Below are 18218 nucleotides of genomic sequence, written 5' to 3'. Positions count from 1 at the left end.
TCTGGTGCATCGTAAATTTGAGCCAAATCCCCTGAAGCAGGTCAGCGGGGATTATAACGGATGTTGTCAGCCCATGCAGTTAAAGTGATGGGCTCTGAGTTATCTTTCTTTATCGTTACATTGAGCGCTTGAGCTCGGGTTTAGAGCGGGTGGTCAAGGTCTGTAATCAGCTCAAGAGGATAACGCTTACCTTTGCGGTAGTCTTCAAAGCAGATCATCACTGCCTGACTGCGCATTTTTTCCTGCTGTTGCAGAAGTTCTTCCCATCTAAGCCAGCGAGCTTGTTCAATACCCTCATCCAGTACGGCATCCGGGTGATGCTGTACAGGCTCAGCAATAAAGCAGTGCCGGTGATAGGTCAGACGTTCGGAGGCTTTATTAATATAAAGCCCCATATAATCAGTGATTCGGACTTCCCAGCGGGTTTCTTCCAATGTTTCCCGGATGGCGGCGTTGACCAGGCTTTCGTCTTTTTCGACATGGCCTGCCGGTTGATTCAGTACCCGGCGACCTTGGCTCCACTCTTCCACCAGCAGATAGCGATCTTCGCCGCTCTCAGTATCCTTTTTCACCACCACAGTGGCAACGGTACAGTTGGGTTTCCAGACATCATCACGTGACAGCATGGTAATCCTTAAAGTGTTCTCTGCGGTAATCAGCAGTAAAATGAAACGGGTTCAGCGCTTAGGTTTGCCGGTATGACGTTTATTGCCTGCACTGTTATGGGATTTAGAGTGGGGGCGATTGCCGTTTTTTCCACTGTTGGTGCGTATATTTCTTGTCCGGGAGCCATTTTTTGATGCACCTGCCGTTGGTTTTGTAGCGACAGGCAGGTTAACGTCGATCTCTTTATGCTCGCCGCTTTTCAGATTGTCCAGCTTCCAGTCGCCAATGCAGGTGCGAATCAATCTCAATGTTGGAAAGCCTACCGCAGCACTCATACGGCGCACCTGCCGGTTGCGGCCTTCACTGATGATTAGTTCTACCCAGGAGGTTGGAATATTCTTCCGTTCTCGTACCGGTGGGGTTCGGGGCGGGAGCTCGGGGTTGTCAATTTTTCGTGCTTTGGCGGGGCGGGTTTGGCCGTCTTTTAAGCATACTCCCCTGCGAAGTTGTTGCAGGGCTTTTTCGGTAATATTGCCTTCCACCTGAATGACATAGGTTTTAGGCAATTTCATATCTGGAGATGCAATTCGGTGTTGTAGCTTACCGTCGTTGGTCAGAAGTAACAGGCCTTCGGAGTCGTAGTCCAGTCTGCCTGCCGGGTATATGCCAGGCTCGGTAATGAAATCTGCCAAGGTATTGCGCCCTTCAGAGTCTGTGAATTGCGACAGTACCTGAAAGGGCTTGTTAAACAGAATAAGTCGACTCATGGTGGGGTGATCCTTTTGGTGTTTGGCAGAGTAAAAGACCAATACGGGTGTTGTATCAGGTGGTTTTGGGGTGGGCTGATTAAAAGTCCGGCATGATATACCAGAGATGCCCTGTGATAACAGATCGTAGGAGGCCCTTTGTGTTCATCTTTATGGGTAAAGCCTTGATAAAATAAGGCGTTAACTCGCTTTTGTGCATTGTGTTTCCGAATTTTTTAATTATTCTTAGTTTATAAGTAGGTTATTAACCCCATATCTGTATCAGGTGAGTGATTTAAGTATCTTCAGTCAGGGCTGATTATTGTTCGTCCTAAAACTGAACTCCTTAAACCTCAATGGACTCTGAGACATAAGGCTGACAGCCCTGAAAGCTGTGACATTTGTCTCTTTGATCGATTTATAAACTTGAGTTTGACCTAATCTGTGCTTATTTTTTAACTAAAGTATGTTTTAAACAAAACTCAAAAATAGAGGATTAGCGGTACCGCCATGGCAAACCCTTATTTCACCATCGTTAATCAGGATAACTCTTCAGATCCTTATCAGGACGACGGTGACAGCGGAGTGGCCGTCGCTCCGTCAAAACCAGAGCTTCAGCGTCCCCCGATGTATAAAGTTGTGATGTTGAATGATGACTACACACCGATGGAGTTTGTTGTTGAAGTGCTCTCCGTGTTTTTCAACATGGATGAGGAGAAAGCCACGCAAGTCATGCTGGCAGTGCACACCCAAGGCAAGGGTGTGTGTGGAATATTTACCAGGGATATTGCTGAAACCAAGTGTGCCCAGGTAAATCAGTGCTCAAGAGAACATGAACACCCACTGATGTGTGATATTGAGCAGACTGATTGAAGCTGTAAGGGCTGATACCGGAATCAATCCCGGAATGAAAAGGGCCGATATAACAAAGCGGCAAGAGAGGGTAGTCCCATGTTAAGCAAAGACCTCGAATCAACGTTAAATGCTGCATTCACCGTAGCCCGTAGCAGGCGCCATGAGTTTATGACAGTTGAACACCTGTTACTGGCGCTATTGGATAATGAATCTGCCGCACGTGTACTCCACGCCTGCGGAGCCAATATGAACAAACTACGTATCGAGCTGCAGGATTTTATTAACTCGACAACGCCTTTGATTCCGGATGATCAGCTGGAGCGTGAGACTCAGCCGACACTGGGTTTTCAGCGAGTGCTTCAGCGCGCTGTTTTCCATGTTCAGTCTTCCGGTAAAAGTGAAGTAACCGGTGCTAATGTGCTGGTGGCGATTTTCAGTGAGCAGGAAAGTCAGGCTGTTTACTTCCTGCGGCAGGAGAGTGTAGCTCGGGTAGATGCCGTTAACTATATTTCGCACGGCATCTCCAAGGTTGCCGGCCATGAGGCGCCGGTAGAGCATGAGCAGCATGAAGAGGCGGAAGATAGCACTCAGGAGGGTGCTGCCAATAACCCACTGACCGGTTACTCCACTAACCTGAACGAACAAGCACGTCTTGGTCGTATCGATCCTCTGGTGGGGCGTGACCATGAAGTGGAGCGGGTCATTCAGATTCTGGCCCGTCGTCGCAAGAATAATCCTCTGTTGGTGGGGGAGGCTGGGGTTGGGAAGACGGCTATTGCTGAAGGTTTGGCTAAGCGTATCATTGATGGTGAAGTGCCGGACGTTATTAGCGATAGCATCGTCTATTCACTGGATATGGGTGCGCTTCTGGCGGGCACCAAATATCGGGGTGACTTCGAGAAGCGCCTGAAAGCCCTGCTTGGTGAGTTGAAAAAACAGCCCCATGCTATTTTGTTTATTGATGAAATTCATACGATTATCGGTGCTGGCGCGGCATCCGGTGGTGTGATGGATGCTTCTAATCTTTTGAAACCTCTGCTCAGTTCCGGTGAGATCCGCTGTATCGGTTCGACCACTTTTCAGGAGTTTCGTGGCATTTTTGAGAAAGATCGCGCCCTGGCACGCCGCTTCCAGAAGGTGGACGTGATGGAGCCGAGCGTGGACGACACCATTGAGATTCTTAAAGGTTTGCGCAGCCGATTTGAAAAGCACCATGAGCTGAAATATACGAATGAGGCTCTGGAGGCTGCAGCGACCTTGGCGGATCGTTATATTAATGACCGTCATATGCCGGATAAAGCTATCGATGTGGTGGACGAGGCGGGTGCCTATCAGCGCTTGCTAAAAGAAGAGGATCGCGTTGATACGATAGGTGTTGAGCAGGTCGAGGCTGTCGTAGCCAAGATTGCCCGCATACCACCAAAGAGTGTAACAACGTCTGATAAGAAGGTGCTCAAGGATCTTGAGAAAAATCTGCAGATGCTGGTGTTTGGTCAGGATGATGCGATCACATCCATGTCCAATGCGATAAAACTGTCGCGGGCGGGTCTGAAAGCACCTGAGAAGCCGATCGGTTCTTTCCTGTTTGCCGGGCCGACCGGTGTTGGTAAAACAGAAGTTAGTAAACAGCTTGCTCATATTATGGGTATTGAGCTGATTCGCTTTGATATGTCTGAGTATATGGAGCGTCATACTGTTTCGCGATTGATCGGCGCCCCTCCGGGTTATGTTGGCTATGACCAGGGTGGCCTGTTAACAGAGGCTGTTACCAAGAATCCGCATTGTGTCTTGTTGCTTGATGAAATTGAGAAAGCGCATCCGGAAGTCTTCAACCTGCTGTTGCAGGTGATGGATCACGGTACGCTGACGGACAATAATGGTCGCAAAGCAGATTTCCGTAACGTGGTGCTGATTATGACCACAAATGCTGGTGCTGAGGCTATCAGTCGTCGCTCTATAGGCTTTTCTCATCAGGACCACAGTACCGATGGTATGGAGGTGATCCGCAAGACCTTTACGCCGGAGTTCCGTAATCGTCTGGATGGTATTATTCAGTTCTCTGCGCTGAACTTTGAAATGATCCGTAATGTGGTTGATAAGTTCCTGGTGGAGCTGCAGGCGCAGCTGGATGAGAAAAAGGTACAGCTGGTACTGGATGATGATGCTAAGAACTGGTTGGCGGAAAATGGTTATGATCCTGAGATGGGGGCCAGACCGATGGCTCGTCTGATTCAGGAGAAAATCAAGAAGCCGTTGGCGGAGATAATCCTCTTTGGTGATCTTGCTGAGACAGGTGGCGGTGAGGTGCATGTTTCGTTGGATGATAATGGTGAAATAGTACTTGAGGCCGAAAAAGCTGGTGAGGTTGCCTGACCTTTAGGTAATTTTTTACTGCCATAATAAGACCCTGCTTCGGCAGGGTTTTTTTATTTCTGTCGGTTCCTCAAGGAGCAGCTATTAGGCTGGAAGTAGCCAAAAAAGCCCGATACCTATTCTGGTTATTCAGAATAGGTATCAGGCTTTTCAGAAACTATATCGCTACCTCCTGACGGGAGGCTCCGTGATTAACGGGCGCGGTATACGATACGGCCTTTGGACAGGTCGTATGGCGTCAGTTCCACTTTTACTTTGTCGCCAGTCAGAATGCGGATGTAGTTTTTGCGCATCTTTCCAGAGATATGAGCAGTAACGATATGGCCGTTTTCCAGCTCAACGCGGAACATTGTGTTGGGCAGCGTGTCGACCACGGTGCCTTCCATTTCAATAGAATCTTCTTTTGCCATGCAGGAATTACCTCGGGTTCTTCTGCGGTCTATAATCTGCACTCCAGTTGACCAAATTGGTCTTTCAGGCGGGAGTACAGGTACGAATCATTTGGTGCTACACGCTGCCTGAGAGGTGAGAGCATACACGCTTCAGGACTCAGGTTCTGTGTTTATGGGCTTGGTGTAAAATCAGATGACGCCACACACAAAATAAGCGCGCGTATTTTGCCTTATTTTCCTCTGCTAATCAAAAGTTCCCGAAAAAAAGCCTGAAATCTTTCTGTTTGGTGTAATTGGGGTGGGGCAATCTTTTAATCTGTGGCGCAAAAATATCAGCGTATTATGCTGGTTTTCCTGTGTCAGATTACTTAAATGCCGTCTTTGCCTGAGGGCGGTGAGAGCTCCAGTGGATACCAGTGATTGTCCCGGAGTTGTTCCAGTGGCTGGTAGTCCGTTTTGTAATTCATTTTCTGACAGTTTTCGATCCAGTAACCCAGATAAACGTAGGGTAGGTGATGGTATCGGGCATGCAGGATCAGCCAGAGAACCACGTAGACGCCAAGGGAGCGTTTAGGTTGCTCAGGGTCGAAAAATGTATAGATAGCGGATATGCCGTGGCTTAGGGTGTCCATGGCAGATACTGCCACAAGTTGATTATCACTATCCCGAAACTCTACTAAATGGGAGAAATGTTTATCCAGCGTTAGAAAGGATTTATATTGCTCCTCCGAAGGTGGGAACATATCTCCATCAGCATGACGTTCATTTATGTAGCGCTCATACAGGTCGTAGTGTTCCCGGATATAAGTTGCAGGCATTATGTTGGTAGTCAGGTCTTTATTCCGGTTTAGAGCTTTGCGGTGTTTGCGTTTCAGCAGAAACTCTTCTGTTGGCACGCGGACTGAGATGCAGGCATTGCAGCCTTTGCAGTTAGGGCGATAAAGGTGTTTGCCGCTGCGTCGAAAGCCAACCAGAGTCAATAAGTCGTACACCTGCTGGTTAACAGGCTGCTCCGGGTCAAGAAACAGTGTTGTTGCTGTATGATCCGTCAGATAGCTACAGTCGTGGGGGACTGTCATGTAAAAGCGCAGCTGCGGTTCAATAAAAGGTGCGTCGCTACTCAAAGCACAGTTTCCTTAATGCGTTGTTCCAGTGACCAGTGTCCCACCGGCATGGCGGCGGTTGCGTATTGTTTAAGATAGTCAAGAAAGCACGCTCTATCGACTTCTTCAGCGCCGAAGCTTGCCAGGTGATCAGAGTAGACCTGGCAATCAATCAGCTCAAACTGCCAGGCCTTGAGTTGCTGTATCAGGTGAACAAAGGCGACTTTGGAAGCATCGGTGGCGCGGGCGAACATAGATTCGCCGCAAAAAATCCGGCCGATAGCGACGCCATAAAGTCCGCCAACTAATTTACCATCCTGCCATGCCTCTACTGAATGAGCATGGCCCATCTGGTGGAGTTCCTGGTAGGCACTGCGCATCTCTTCTGTGATCCAGGTTTCATCGGTGTAGTTGCGCGCTGCTGCACAGCCGTTCAGCACCTCCGCGAATGCTGTGTCGAAGGTGATTTCAAATGGCTGTTTGCGCAGTGTTTTTTTCAGGCTGCGGCGTATCTTAAAATGTTCCGGAAAAATTACCATTCGAGGGTCAGGTGACCACCATAGAATGGGTTCCCCCGGATTAAACCAAGGGAAAATACCCTGATGGTAGGACGTTAATAGCCACTGAGCGTTCAGTTGGCCGCCGAATGCAAGAAGTCCCTGTGGGTCTGCTAAAGCTTCGGTTACCGGTGGAAAATATGGTGGTTGTTCAGGATTCAGCCAGGGCAGCTCTATCATAAAAAAACAGCTCATTTATCGGTTCTGACAGTGATGTCTTATTTTACATGTCTTTTGTTCAGAAAGGAGGTATCGGAAAGTTGCTCAGGAAATTGACCACCTTCGTTTTGCTTATCTCTTTGCTCAGGTATTATAAGGGCACAATCCAATAGGGTAATAGTTTCATGACAACAGACCAACAGCCTGAACCGAATCAGTCGCTTGATAACGATGTACAGCCTGAGTTTGGGCAGGATCTTGCTGACCGGATTCGCAGAGGTGCCCGCGAAGGGGTTGTTATTCTGATTCTGGCGCTCTGCAGTTTTCTGTTTTTAGCGTTGATCAGCTTTAATGCGGATGATGGTGGTTGGTCCCGGAGCCAGAATGTAGGGGTTACGGGTAATTTAATGGGACGTTTTGGAGCCTACACATCAGACTTGTTATTGAGTCTGACAGGTTATTCAGCGTACCTGTTTCCCTTGGCTATGATCTATTATGCTGCTCACCGTATCTATCTTGGCCGGCAACAACTGGATGGCGTAGCATTGGGGTTGCGACTGTTAGGCTTTGTCGTTTGGATTTGTGCCAATGCGACCCTTGCTAGTTTGCATTTTTACCATGCGGAGAGTGCACTGCCCGGCGGGCCGGGTGGCATTATCGGTGAGTCATTTACCAGCTTGTTTCTGGCGAGCCTTGGGCTGATGGGCGCGACACTGCTGATGCTGGCGCTTTGGATGGTCGGTTTCTCTCTGCTCACAGGCTGGTCGTGGTTGCTGATAATGGATGCTGTGGGTTTTTACGCCGAATCCGGTGCTCAGCGGGTATATACCTGGTTGAAACAGGAGGCGAAGGACTCCAGTGCAGGCCTACCGGAACAGTTTTCAGCACCTTCAGGCGATCAGCTTTATAGTGACCGCTATCAGGGGCAGGCCCGGGCACCCTATCCATCGGATACGACTCCATCAGAAAACGATGCTTTTTTTGCTCCGGTCCGGGATGCTTATTCCGGCCGGCAACCCCAGCAGGAGTCCATCGCGCCGGGGACATTTGAGCAGAACGTACCTGTTGAACAGAAAGCACCTGCGTTTCAGGATGTATCTTATGAGGGCCAGCCGGAGCCCGTTTCGGAACGTGGTGATGGGCGTTCAAAACTATCTGCCTGGCGTAAACACTTGCTGCAGAGCCTTCCTGCTTTACCTCCCTTGTTCAGTACGAATGATGGCAAATCGGATCGCCGAAGCCCGATACAGGAAAGGGTTGAGCCGGGCCTGTCTTTTGATCACCCTCTGATTGCAGATACCGATGATCCTCTGAATGCCTCTGAGCCAACGCTGAATATGTCATCCTCGTTACAACAGGCCTTCAGCCATTCTCCGGAACAGGTTTCAGTTCCAGAAATGTCGTTCTCCGCTGAGCCAGCTGCTGAAGCCATATTCAATGGCTCCGACTCTGCTGTGGAAGCCGAAGAAGCTCCGTTCGTTGCAGAGCAGAGACGGGAGGAGCCCCCCCTTCAACCAGTGGCTAACCATGGAGTGATTCAGGATGACGAACCGTCAATGGATGAGCGCCTGGCAGCCGTAACGCAAACCACTGAAGATGGTGAGATCTGGAGTGTTGCTCGCTTCCAAAAGCCGGATACGACACCTGTCGGTGAAATTACGGGTAATAAACCCAGTATTGAACTGTTGACCCAGGGTGATAGTGTCAGTAAACCAAGCTACACACCTGAGCAGCTGCAGACCATGTCTGAGCTGCTTGAGGTACGATTGAAAGAGTTTAACGTGGTCGCTCAGGTGGTGGACGTGCATCCGGGGCCTGTGATCACCCGTTTTGAGATCCAGCCAGCCGCTGGCGTCAAGGCCAGTAAAATTACCAATCTGGCCACGGACCTTGCCCGGGCGCTGGCAGTTACCAGTGTCCGTGTGGTTGAAGTGATCGCCGGTAAGTCTTCCGTAGGTATTGAGATTCCTAACCAGAATCGAGCGATGATACGTCTGCATAAGGTGCTGAATCATGCTTCCTACACCAGATCTGATTCACCGTTGACGTTGGCCCTAGGGGACGATATTGCCGGGCAGCCGGTCGTCGCTAACCTTGCTAAAATGCCGCACTTACTGGTGGCCGGTACCACAGGTTCCGGTAAATCTGTGGGTGTGAACGCCATGCTGCTGAGTATGCTGTTTAAAGCTACGCCAGAAGAGCTTCGCCTGATTATGGTTGATCCCAAGATGCTGGAACTGTCGGTCTACGACGGTATTCCGCATCTGTTGACGCCCGTTGTAACGGATATGAAGGATGCAGCCAATGCTCTTCGTTGGTGTGTTGCAGAAATGGAGCGCCGTTATAAGCTGATGGCGGCCATGGGTGTGCGTAATATTGCGGGTTTTAACAGCAAGTTGGATGAAGCGGCGGCTCAGGGCGCTCGGGTTGCTGACCCAACGGCTAAACCAGAACAGGGAGAGGCACCTCCGACGCTGGAGAAACTGCCTTTTATTGTGGTCGTGATCGATGAATTTGCCGACATGATGATGATCGTCGGCAAAAAAGTGGAAGAGTTAATCGCCCGTCTTGCGCAAAAAGCTCGTGCGGCCGGTATCCACCTGATTCTGGCGACTCAGCGCCCATCGGTGGATGTGATTACCGGTCTGATTAAGGCGAATATTCCAACCCGTATTGCATTTCAGGTTTCTTCTAAAATTGATTCCAGGACAATCCTGGATCAGGGCGGAGCAGAGCAGCTTCTGGGGCACGGTGATATGCTCTATCTGCCACCGGGAACCGCGATGCCAGTCCGTGTGCATGGTGCCTTTGTTGATGACGATGAGGTACACAGAGTTGTCGAAAACTGGAAGCGCCGGGGAGCGCCGGACTATGTCGACAGTATTTTGAACGGATGGGAGGAGAATGGTGTCCCATCTGAAGGTGGCGGTGCAGATTCCGGTGATGAAGACCGGGATGCACTTTACGATGAGGTGGTGGAATTTATCACCGAAACCCGCCGGGTTTCTGCATCAGGAATACAACGGCGTTTTAAAATCGGTTATAACCGCGCTGCCCGAATGGTGGAGTCCCTGGAAGCCGCGGGCGTGGTTTCCGGTATGGGGAGCAACGGTCAGCGTGAAGTGCTGGCACCACCGAGTCAACCGCAGGAGTAACTTTGCCCGATTAGGGGTGAGTGCTTAATTTAAGGAATTCTATGCAACGCTTTATTACTTTTTTTCTGGTTTTGGCCAGTGTGTGTGTCTTTCAGGTTTCACGTGTTCAGGCTGCAGCTTCTGAGGTCTCAGCCGCAGAGCAGCTGAGCCAGTTATTAACCCAAATGCAGAGCCTGGATGCGGACTTTCAGCAACGTATTCTTGACGCTAAAGGCAGCCGTTTACAGGAGGTTTCCGGCCATTTGAGCCTTGCCCGTCCGGGTAAGTTTTACTGGGCCACAGAGACCCCTTTCCCGCAAACTGTGGTTTCCGATGGCGAAACCCTATGGCTATACGACCCGGATCTTGAGCAGGTCACTGTGCAACAGGTTACTCAGGCTCAAAACCAAACTCCGGCCATGCTACTCAGCGGTGATATCACCTCGATCGAAGAGCGCTTTTCGATCAGACTGACCCGGGATTCAGCTCAGTTTAAAGAGTTTCTTCTGATTCCTACGGGTCAGGAGTCTTTGTTTGAAGAGTTACGGCTGAGCTTTTCTCAGGGGCAACTGGCGTCCTTACTGCTTGCTGATAGTTTGGGGCAGCGCACCTCTATTGAACTGTTTGCCACCCGTTTTAATCCTGAGCTTCCTGGTGATCGTTTCACCTTTGCGATACCGGAAGGTATCGATGTCATTATGCATTAAGCCGATCTGATGGATCTTTTTGCGGAACAGCCAAAATGGCAGCCATTGGCGGCGCGAATGCGGCCCAAGACACTGGATGAATACTCTGGTCAGCAACACCTGTTGGCACCGGATAAGCCTTTACGTCAAGCTATTGAGCGCGATCAGCTGCACTCGATGATTTTTTGGGGCCCGCCAGGGGTAGGCAAAACTACGCTGGCACGCCTTATAGCCGAGCTGACCAAGGCGAGGTTCGAAAGTATCTCGGCGGTGCTCTCTGGTGTGAAAGAGATTCGGGCTGCAGTGGAACGCGCGCAACAGACCCGCGCCCACGGCGGAAAAACGCTTTTGTTTGTTGATGAGGTGCATCGCTTTAACAAATCCCAGCAGGATGCTTTTCTGCCCTTTGTGGAAGATGGCACCTTTATTTTTGTGGGAGCCACCACAGAGAATCCCTCTTTTGAGCTGAATAATGCACTGCTCTCCCGCGCCCGGGTTTATGTGCTGCGCAATCTTGAGCCTGAAGATTTGATGCGTGTTTTACATCATGCAATAACAGATGTTGAGCGTGGTCTTGGCAAGGAAAAACTTCAGATTGATAACCCGAATCTTGAACTGTTGGCCAAAGCTGCAGATGGCGATGCCCGCCGGGCTCTGAACCTGTTGGAGGTCGCTTCCGACCTGGCAGAAGATACGGCGGAAGGTCGCCAGATTAATAGTCAGGTGATGTCTGAAGTTCTGGCAGAAAGTACCCGTCGCATGGATAAAGGTGGCGATCTGTTTTACGAACAAATCTCCGCTTTGCATAAGTCGGTTCGGGGTTCGGCTCCGGATGCAGCGCTTTACTGGTTCTGCCGTATGTTGGATGGGGGTTGTGATCCTCTGTATATTGCCCGGCGGGTGGTGCGTATGGCCAGCGAAGAGATCGGGAATGCTGATCCAAGAGCCTTGCAATTGTGTCTTAATGCCTGGGATGTGCAGGAGCGCCTCGGTAGCCCGGAAGGCGAGCTGGCAGTGGCCCAGGCGATTCTCTATCTGGCCGCTGCCCCTAAAAGTAATGCCGCCTATAAAGCTTATAATAAAGCTCGGGCCCATGTGGTAGAGACTGGTCATTATGATGTGCCGGTTCATCTGAGAAATGCCCCGACCAAAATGATGAAAGAGATGGGCTTCGGTCAGGAGTATCGTTACGCCCATGATGAGCCAGATGCCTACGCAGCAGGTGAAAATTATTTCCCGGAGGAACTGGCTGATACCCGTTATTATGTGCCGGAGAATCGCGGTCTTGAACAGAAAATTGCTCAGAAAATGCAGTGGCTGGCGCAAAAAGATGCAGAGAGTGAGCTGAAGCGTTACCCGGGTTCCTGCTAACGCCTCTGATACACTTATTGGTGCACTCCTTTGCTCTGTTTAAGCGAGCTAATGAAGAGCAAAGACTGGCTAAATCTGCCAGCAAAGTATGTGTTGTCAATTTATCCGGGAATATTCCTTGGCTGGGGCTTTGGAAATGCTGCTCTTTTCTCTACAATGATGCCCCTTGGATTTCAGTGATGTGACTGCTAAAGCTCTGTCTTTAAGTCAGAGCCTCAAGAACCAGAAGAGGATAACCCATGAATCAGATGTTAGCCGTAGCTATTGGCGGGGCTTTCGGGGCGATGGGCCGCTACTGGGTCGTTGGGGTTGTCACACAATGGTTTGGCAGAGGTTTTCCCTATGGAACGCTAACCGTTAATGTTGCCGGGTCTGTGCTGATCGGTTTTTTGTACACGGTTCTTGTCCAGCAACTCAGACTGGAGCCTCATGGTCAGGCAATTCTGATGGCGGGTTTTACCGGTGCATTTACCACCTTTTCCACTTTCGCACTGGAATCACTGAATCTTTTTCAAAGCGGGCGGGTATCCGCAGCAATTCTGTACATCATTTTGAGTGTCGTTTGCTGTTTGGCTGCGGTGGCCGCTGGCATGTGGTTGGGCAGACAGCTTGTCTGACCGGGAATATGACTGAAACTAATGGGTAATCATAATGCTTGATCCAAAGCTGATCCGTACGGATCTGGAAACTGTTGCGGAAAAATTGAAAATTCGCGGTTTTGAACTGGATGCCGCTCGTCTGCAGGAGCTGGAGTCCCAGCGTAAAGGTCTGCAGACTGAAACCGAACAGCTGCAGAACGAGCGTAATACCCGATCGAAAGCGATTGGTAAGGCAAAGGCATCTGGTGAAGATATTGCACCTTTGTTGGCTGAAGTCAGTGATCTGGGTGACCGGTTGGATGCCGGTAAGCAGAAACTGGCAGAACTTCAGGACGAGCTTAACAATCTGCTGTTGACCATTCCTAACCTGCCGCATGAGTCTGTACCGGCAGGTAGTAGTGAAGACGACAACGTCGAAGTCCGTCGCTGGGGAACACCGAAGGAGCTGGACTTCGAACCAAAAGACCATGTTGATCTGGGCTCTCCGAATGGCCTGTTGGACTTTGAAACCGGCGTTAAAATCACGGGTTCACGTTTTACGGCGATGCGTGGCCCCCTGGCTCGTATGCATCGTGCCCTGACCCAGTTTATGCTGAATACACATACTGGTGAGCATGGTTACACTGAAGTTTACGTGCCTTACATGGTTAATAAAGACTCACTTCGTGGCACTGGCCAGCTGCCTAAATTTGAAGAAGATCTGTTCAAATTACAGGGCGAAAATGAGTATTACCTAATCCCGACTGCAGAAGTACCGGTCACTAATATGGTGCGGGATGAGATTCTGGCGGCGAAAGAACTGCCGCTGAAGATGACAGCACACACGCCTTGTTTCCGTAGTGAAGCGGGCTCTTACGGTCGTGATACCCGTGGCATGATCCGTCAGCACCAGTTCGAAAAAGTAGAAATGGTTCAACTGGTTGAACCGTCCAAGTCCTACGAAGCTCTGGAAGAACTGACTGGCCACGCAGAAAAAATTCTGCAGGCGCTGAATCTACCTTACCGTGTGGTTAACCTGTGTGGCGGCGATATCGGTTTCTCTGCAGCGAAAACCTACGATATTGAAGTATGGTTGCCAGGCCAGCAGAAGTACCGGGAGATCTCTTCCTGCTCTAACTTTGAAGACTTCCAGGCACGCCGTCTACAGGCCCGTTTCCGTAATCCGGAAACCAACAAGCCTGAGCTGCTGCACACTCTGAATGGCTCTGGTCTGGCCGTTGGGCGTACACTGGTGGCTGTAATGGAAAACTACCAGGATGCAGAGGGCCGTATTCACGTACCTGAGGTTCTACAGCCCTATATGGGTGGTGTTACCGTTATCGGTTAATCTGCTGCTTTTATATCTGCTATAAGAAATGGCCTGTGCTGAAAAGCACAGGCTTTTTTTATGTCTGTCAGGTTGCATTGTTCTGTTCTGAACAATTTTGGTGCATTTATCGGTACTGTCGCTCTAAAATGGTTATAAAAGATTTCTTGTATCTTTGATTTGGTTATATAAGAATGGTCTTGCCCTTTCTTAATCGAGCCCTGATCGGCCCAGTAGCCCCTGTATAAGAGATCTGCTTATGAAAATGCTTCCCCTAATGGCGAATACCGATGAGTTCGGTGCGGTTGTTATTGGTCACGATGATACAGCCCGTCGCAAGTTGCAGGCGTTGTTGCGTGCTGGTGCTAAGGTTGCAGTAGCCGCTTCTCAGCCGCTGAGTCAGGGGTTGCAGCAGCTAATGCAAGCACATGATGTCGCTGAAATTAGCGTTGAGCAGGCGCTTACTAATGCCGAGCTTTACCCGTTAGTCATTCTGGCAGAAAGTGCAGGTGATGGATTACAGCAGCAGGCGTTAGAACTTAAAGCGAAGGGAAGGCTGGTGAATGTAGCCGCCCATCCGGAGTGGTCTAACGTATCCCTGCCTTATCTGATTGATCGGCATCCTGTGTTGATTGCCGTGGGCTCTACCGGTGAAGCCCCTGTGCTGGCCCGTATTATGAAAGCTCGTCTTGAGTCCCTGATTCCACGCTCTTTTGGTCGTCTGGCCGGATTGGTGCATCAGGGAATGGATCGGGTCAAAGATCTGTTCCCGACGCTCAAGCTGCGCGAGCGCTTCTGGTCGCAACAACTGGAAGGAGCTGTTGGGGAGCTGATGTTGTCAGGGCGCGAGGGTCAGGCTGGGCAGTTGCTGGAAAATAACCTGACAGCGGCCGAGCAAAACCCTGATACCGTGACAGGGGAGGTGTATCTGGTTGGAGGCGGCCCTGGCGATCCTGAGCTGCTGACCCTTAGAGCGGTACGCCTGATTCAGCAGGCAGATGTGGTGCTGTATGACCGCTTGGTTGCCCCTGAAATCGTTGATCTCTGCCGCAGTGATGCCGAGCGAATTTATGTGGGTAAAGCTCGCTCAGATCATGCTGTGCCTCAGGGAGATATTAACCAGCTTCTGGTTGACCTGGCGTTACAGGGTAAGCGGGTGCTACGCCTTAAAGGTGGCGATCCTTTTATTTTTGGCCGGGGCGGGGAAGAGATTGAAACCCTGAGTCAGTACCGTGTTCCGTTTCAGGTGGTCCCCGGTATTACTGCCGCATCGGGCTGTGCCGCTTATGCCGGTATTCCCCTGACCCATAGAGATCATGCCCAGTCGGTACGTTTTGTTACGGGTCATTTAAAAGATGGTAGTAGCAATCTGCCATGGGATGAATTGGCGACGCCAGCACAAACGTTGGTTTTCTATATGGGACTGGTAGGCCTGCCGGAAATCACCCGTCAGCTGATCGCCCACGGACGCAGTGCTGATACGCCGGCAGCCCTTATTCAGCAGGGTACGACCCGCAACCAGAAAAACTATATTGCCACCTTAGGGACGCTGGCGGAGCACATTGCCGATAAAAATGTCGAGCCACCATCATTGATTATTGTGGGGGAGGTTGTTTCGCTACACGGGGCTCTCAACTGGTTTGATCCTGAGCAGGCCGGTGGTAGTCAGGGGTTTTGGAAAAAAACGGTGTCTTAAAATATTCTGGCGTGTCATTGAATCTATTCAGGGCTTGTTTTGCGTATAGCTTCTAAAGCATTTATGTTCGCCCAAGCGTCAGGAGCACCCGATGAAACGTCGTACTTTTTTGCAGGCATTGCTTGGATTTCCCGCCGCACTTAGTTTTGTACCTGCGGTTGAGGCCAGTAATAAGCCAAATCATGATATTACCCCCCTTAATTTAAGCCCTGAAGAGTGGAAGGGACGCCTTAATGGCCAGCAGTTTTATGTGCTACGGGAGGAAGGGACGGAGCGGGCATTTACCAGTCCGCTGAATGATGAAAAACGTAAGGGTGAATACCGCTGTGCGGGTTGCGATTTACTGATGTTCACCTCTGAAATGAAGTATGACAGCGGCACCGGCTGGCCCAGCTTCTTCACTGTAGTCGATGGTCATATTGAAACTAAAACAGATTTCAAGCTGATCTACCCAAGAACTGAATACCACTGCGTTCGATGTGGCGGTCATCAGGGGCATGTATTCAATGATGGCCCCAAGCCTACAGGTCAGCGCTGGTGTAATAATGGTGTCGCATTACGATTTGTGCCAGCCTGATTTCGATAGCGATGATTCCTTCTCTATAAACCGTCTGATCCAGACGGTTTTTTTGTTTCTTAATGTTATAAACCCAGTGGAAACCCTAGTGGCGGCCATAAATATTGTGCGTTGCAGCTAGGAAAAATAGTGGATATTGCTGTTATTTAGCGCTATCTGATGGTTTTTTTGGACTAAAGTAGGGCGTGTAGGTACAGCTCTAGGCATTATTATGAAGTGCTAAAAATAATAAAAACCGCAAAAAACAATTAAAACAACAACAAGTTCCTGTGCTGGCAGGGTGGAGCTGATTTTCGTATGAGTCCAACGGCTAATTATAAAATAAGACAGGTTATTACGGGTGTTCCGGTTTTTGGTGGTGTTTTGTTCGCTTTGACAACAGAGCTTTTACCTACTGGTCTAGGGGTAGGGTTGCTGGCGGCATCTGCTTTACCCATTTTATTACCTCTGCTGGCTAAAAATGGTGTGGGTGGCTCTAACCCTGTACTAGGTGAGCTCCTGAAAAAGGAAAGTGTCACAACAGATGATTTGCTGAAAGCACGGGAGACACTGTATCAGCAGAATATGTCAGAGACGTCTGTTGGTCGCTTTATTGATGGCTTTGCCAGATTACGTCAAATGGCCGATGGTCTGGATGGCACGGCGAGTAAAACAGCTATTGCTACGGCAGAGGTTTCTCATTTGGCGGACCAAATGGATCGGCGCCTTGATGTTCAGCAGCAAGAGGTGGAAAAAGTTGCGGCCCGTGTTGAGTCCATCACCGTAACCATGCAGCAGGTTTCAGTGAATGCCAGCAGCGTAACGGACCTGGCAACACAGGCGAAAGAGTATAGTTTTACCGGTCGTGATGAGCTGCAGGAAGCGATCAGCCAGATGCGGGATATCAGTTCACGAACAGATCACACTTTGGGCCTGATCAATCAGCTGAATGAAAAGTCCGATATGATTCAGGATGTCACCCGGGTGATCGAAGGTATTGCGGAACAGACTAATCTTCTGGCGCTGAATGCTGCTATTGAAGCTGCCCGTGCCGGTGAACATGGGCGGGGTTTCGCTGTGGTGGCCGATGAAGTTCGCAGTTTGGCCAGTCGGACATCGGATTCGACGCAACAGGTTGCGGATATTGTGCAGGAGATTCAGAGCAGTACTCAGGAGGTTGTGACAACAATTGAAGATCTGGTATCGCGTATCAACTTCGGTTCAGAGAAAGTTGAAACAGTGGGCAATCGGTTGGGCGATATGGCAAATCAGTTTGATGAGGTTGAGCATCAGATCAGTAGTATTGCTGAGGCTGTTGTACATAGCCACGAGCATATTGAAGATATCTCCCACTCTATCTCGTCACTAAAAGAGGAAGTGACGGAAGGTAACGACCAGATGCACGAGCTGACGGTGCAGGCCGAAAGCCTGATGCAGGGAGCTGAAACAATTACTGCTGAGCTGGCACGTCAGGCGGCTACCGGCAAACACCGTGAATCCTATGCCGTTTGCCGACAGGCTGCGGAGCGCGTTCAACAGGCTTTTGAAAAGGCTGTGGCGGACGGAGCACTCTCTATGGATGACCTGTTTGATCGTAATTACCAGCCCATTCCCGGAACCAATCCTCAGAAATACAGTACCCGGTTTGATCAGTTTACAGATCGAGTGTTGCCTGCGATTCAGGAAGATGTACTGAACAGCAATAGCTTTGCATACTCTATTATGATTGATGATCATGGTTATGTATCTACCCATAACAACCAGTATGCCCACAAAGAGAGTGGTGACCCTGAGATTGATCTGGTGAAAAGTCGCAGTAAACGTATTTTCAATGATAAAACCGGTTTGCGTGGAGGGCAGCATCAGGAAAAGCTGCTACTGCAAACTTACAAGCGAGACACCGGAGAGGTATTGCACGATCTTTCTGTGCCTGTTTTTGTTAATGGACGGCACTGGGGGGGATTCCGTGTTGGATATCTTCCCGATTAAGCCGCTAAATACAGCGCCGTCGGTTTATAGGGCAAAGTAAGATGCTGGTTTTATTGGCAGAAACAGTGGCGCGCATATAGGCTATTTTAA

Annotated in this window: 14 protein-coding genes and 2 pseudogenes; 11 read left to right on the top strand and 5 right to left on the bottom strand. The window is 49.9% G+C overall.

What is annotated here, in order from left to right; genetic code table 11:
* Window positions 1-140: 140 nt before the first annotated feature.
* The gene (locus tag ACN0R8_RS03520) at window positions 141-626 is read right to left on the bottom strand and encodes an NUDIX hydrolase (protein WP_417595121.1); all 486 of its coding nucleotides are present in this window, start codon (window positions 624-626) and stop codon (window positions 141-143) included.
* Window positions 627-677: 51 nt separating this feature from the next.
* Entirely contained in the window at window positions 678-1373 is a 696-nt protein-coding gene (locus tag ACN0R8_RS03515; RefSeq protein WP_417595119.1) for a pseudouridine synthase, read from the bottom strand.
* A 489-nt stretch (window positions 1374-1862) separates the two neighbouring features.
* On the opposite strand from ACN0R8_RS03515, the gene clpS reads away from it, so the two are divergent.
* Both clpS and clpA read left to right on the top strand, forming a co-directional pair.
* A complete protein-coding gene (clpS, locus tag ACN0R8_RS03510; protein ID WP_417595117.1) occupies window positions 1863-2225 on the top strand; it encodes an ATP-dependent Clp protease adapter ClpS in 363 nt (120 codons plus the stop codon).
* Between the two features lie 78 nt (window positions 2226-2303).
* The gene (gene clpA / locus ACN0R8_RS03505; protein ID WP_417595115.1) at window positions 2304-4580 is read left to right on the top strand and encodes an ATP-dependent Clp protease ATP-binding subunit ClpA; all 2277 of its coding nucleotides are present in this window, start codon (window positions 2304-2306) and stop codon (window positions 4578-4580) included.
* A 191-nt stretch (window positions 4581-4771) separates the two neighbouring features.
* Here the strand turns inward: clpA and infA are convergent, their stop codons facing one another.
* The 3 genes from infA to aat form a co-directional block, all read right to left on the bottom strand.
* Window positions 4772-4990 carry a translation initiation factor IF-1 gene (infA, locus tag ACN0R8_RS03500; protein WP_078319170.1) on the bottom strand — a complete coding sequence of 73 codons (219 nt, stop codon included), beginning with the start codon at window positions 4988-4990 and terminating at the stop codon, window positions 4772-4774.
* A 350-nt stretch (window positions 4991-5340) separates the two neighbouring features.
* Window positions 5341-6096, bottom strand: coding sequence for an arginyltransferase (locus ACN0R8_RS03495; protein WP_417595113.1), 756 nt, complete (start codon window positions 6094-6096; stop codon window positions 5341-5343).
* Window positions 6093-6812, bottom strand: a complete 720-nt coding sequence (gene aat / locus ACN0R8_RS03490) for a leucyl/phenylalanyl-tRNA--protein transferase (protein WP_417595111.1) — start codon at window positions 6810-6812, stop codon at window positions 6093-6095. Before aat ends, ACN0R8_RS03495 begins: the two co-directional genes overlap by 4 nt.
* A 164-nt stretch (window positions 6813-6976) precedes the next feature.
* On the opposite strand from aat, the pseudogene ACN0R8_RS03485 reads away from it, so the two are divergent.
* The 9 genes and pseudogenes from ACN0R8_RS03485 to ACN0R8_RS03445 form a co-directional block, all read left to right on the top strand.
* Window positions 6977-7573 (top strand): annotated as a pseudogene (locus ACN0R8_RS03485) (DNA translocase FtsK 4TM domain-containing protein); the annotation flags it as partial.
* A gap of 936 nt (window positions 7574-8509) precedes the next feature.
* A pseudogene (locus ACN0R8_RS03480) lies at window positions 8510-9946 on the top strand (DNA translocase FtsK); the annotation flags it as partial.
* 41 nt (window positions 9947-9987) lie between these two features.
* Window positions 9988-10632 carry an outer membrane lipoprotein chaperone LolA gene (lolA, locus tag ACN0R8_RS03475; RefSeq protein ID WP_417595109.1) on the top strand — a complete coding sequence of 215 codons (645 nt, stop codon included), beginning with the start codon at window positions 9988-9990 and terminating at the stop codon, window positions 10630-10632.
* A gap of 9 nt (window positions 10633-10641) precedes the next feature.
* The gene (locus ACN0R8_RS03470) at window positions 10642-11982 is read left to right on the top strand and encodes a replication-associated recombination protein A (protein ID WP_417595107.1); all 1341 of its coding nucleotides are present in this window, start codon (window positions 10642-10644) and stop codon (window positions 11980-11982) included.
* Window positions 11983-12221: 239 nt separating this feature from the next.
* Complete coding sequence (gene crcB / locus ACN0R8_RS03465; RefSeq protein WP_417595105.1) at window positions 12222-12599, top strand: fluoride efflux transporter CrcB; 378 nt, start codon at window positions 12222-12224, stop codon at window positions 12597-12599.
* 34 nt (window positions 12600-12633) lie between these two features.
* On the top strand, window positions 12634-13908 hold the full coding sequence (gene serS, locus ACN0R8_RS03460) for a serine--tRNA ligase (RefSeq protein ID WP_417595103.1): 1275 nt from the start codon (window positions 12634-12636) through the stop codon (window positions 13906-13908).
* A 238-nt stretch (window positions 13909-14146) separates the two neighbouring features.
* Window positions 14147-15583, top strand: coding sequence for a siroheme synthase CysG (gene cysG, locus ACN0R8_RS03455; protein WP_417595101.1), 1437 nt, complete (start codon window positions 14147-14149; stop codon window positions 15581-15583).
* Window positions 15584-15674: 91 nt separating this feature from the next.
* A complete protein-coding gene (msrB, locus tag ACN0R8_RS03450; RefSeq protein WP_417595099.1) occupies window positions 15675-16160 on the top strand; it encodes a peptide-methionine (R)-S-oxide reductase MsrB in 486 nt (161 codons plus the stop codon).
* 297 nt (window positions 16161-16457) lie between these two features.
* Window positions 16458-18128 carry a methyl-accepting chemotaxis protein gene (locus ACN0R8_RS03445; protein ID WP_417595097.1) on the top strand — a complete coding sequence of 557 codons (1671 nt, stop codon included), beginning with the start codon at window positions 16458-16460 and terminating at the stop codon, window positions 18126-18128.
* Window positions 18129-18218 lie beyond the last annotated feature (90 nt).

Origin of the sequence: Oceanospirillum sp. (assembly GCF_048265165.1) — a bacterium.
Lineage (GTDB): Bacteria > Pseudomonadota > Gammaproteobacteria > Pseudomonadales > Halomonadaceae > Oceanospirillum.
This window is presented reverse-complemented; position numbering and strand designations above follow the sequence as displayed.

Bases quoted from the DNA above. Each gene is read 5' to 3' on its own strand.
- ACN0R8_RS03445 (WP_417595097.1), top strand. From the start codon at position 16,458: ATGAGTCCAACGGCTAATTATAAAATAAGACAGGTTATTACGGGTGTT.
- aat (WP_417595111.1), bottom strand. From the start codon at position 6,812: ATGATAGAGCTGCCCTGGCTGAATCCTGAACAACCACCATATTTTCCA.
- ACN0R8_RS03470 (WP_417595107.1), top strand. From the start codon at position 10,642: ATGGATCTTTTTGCGGAACAGCCAAAATGGCAGCCATTGGCGGCGCGA.
- msrB (WP_417595099.1), top strand. From the start codon at position 15,675: ATGAAACGTCGTACTTTTTTGCAGGCATTGCTTGGATTTCCCGCCGCA.
- infA (WP_078319170.1), bottom strand. From the start codon at position 4,990: ATGGCAAAAGAAGATTCTATTGAAATGGAAGGCACCGTGGTCGACACG.
- serS (WP_417595103.1), top strand. From the start codon at position 12,634: ATGCTTGATCCAAAGCTGATCCGTACGGATCTGGAAACTGTTGCGGAA.
- clpS (WP_417595117.1), top strand. From the start codon at position 1,863: ATGGCAAACCCTTATTTCACCATCGTTAATCAGGATAACTCTTCAGAT.
- ACN0R8_RS03520 (WP_417595121.1), bottom strand. From the start codon at position 626: ATGCTGTCACGTGATGATGTCTGGAAACCCAACTGTACCGTTGCCACT.
- lolA (WP_417595109.1), top strand. From the start codon at position 9,988: ATGCAACGCTTTATTACTTTTTTTCTGGTTTTGGCCAGTGTGTGTGTC.
- crcB (WP_417595105.1), top strand. From the start codon at position 12,222: ATGAATCAGATGTTAGCCGTAGCTATTGGCGGGGCTTTCGGGGCGATG.
- ACN0R8_RS03515 (WP_417595119.1), bottom strand. From the start codon at position 1,373: ATGAGTCGACTTATTCTGTTTAACAAGCCCTTTCAGGTACTGTCGCAA.
- clpA (WP_417595115.1), top strand. From the start codon at position 2,304: ATGTTAAGCAAAGACCTCGAATCAACGTTAAATGCTGCATTCACCGTA.
- cysG (WP_417595101.1), top strand. From the start codon at position 14,147: ATGAAAATGCTTCCCCTAATGGCGAATACCGATGAGTTCGGTGCGGTT.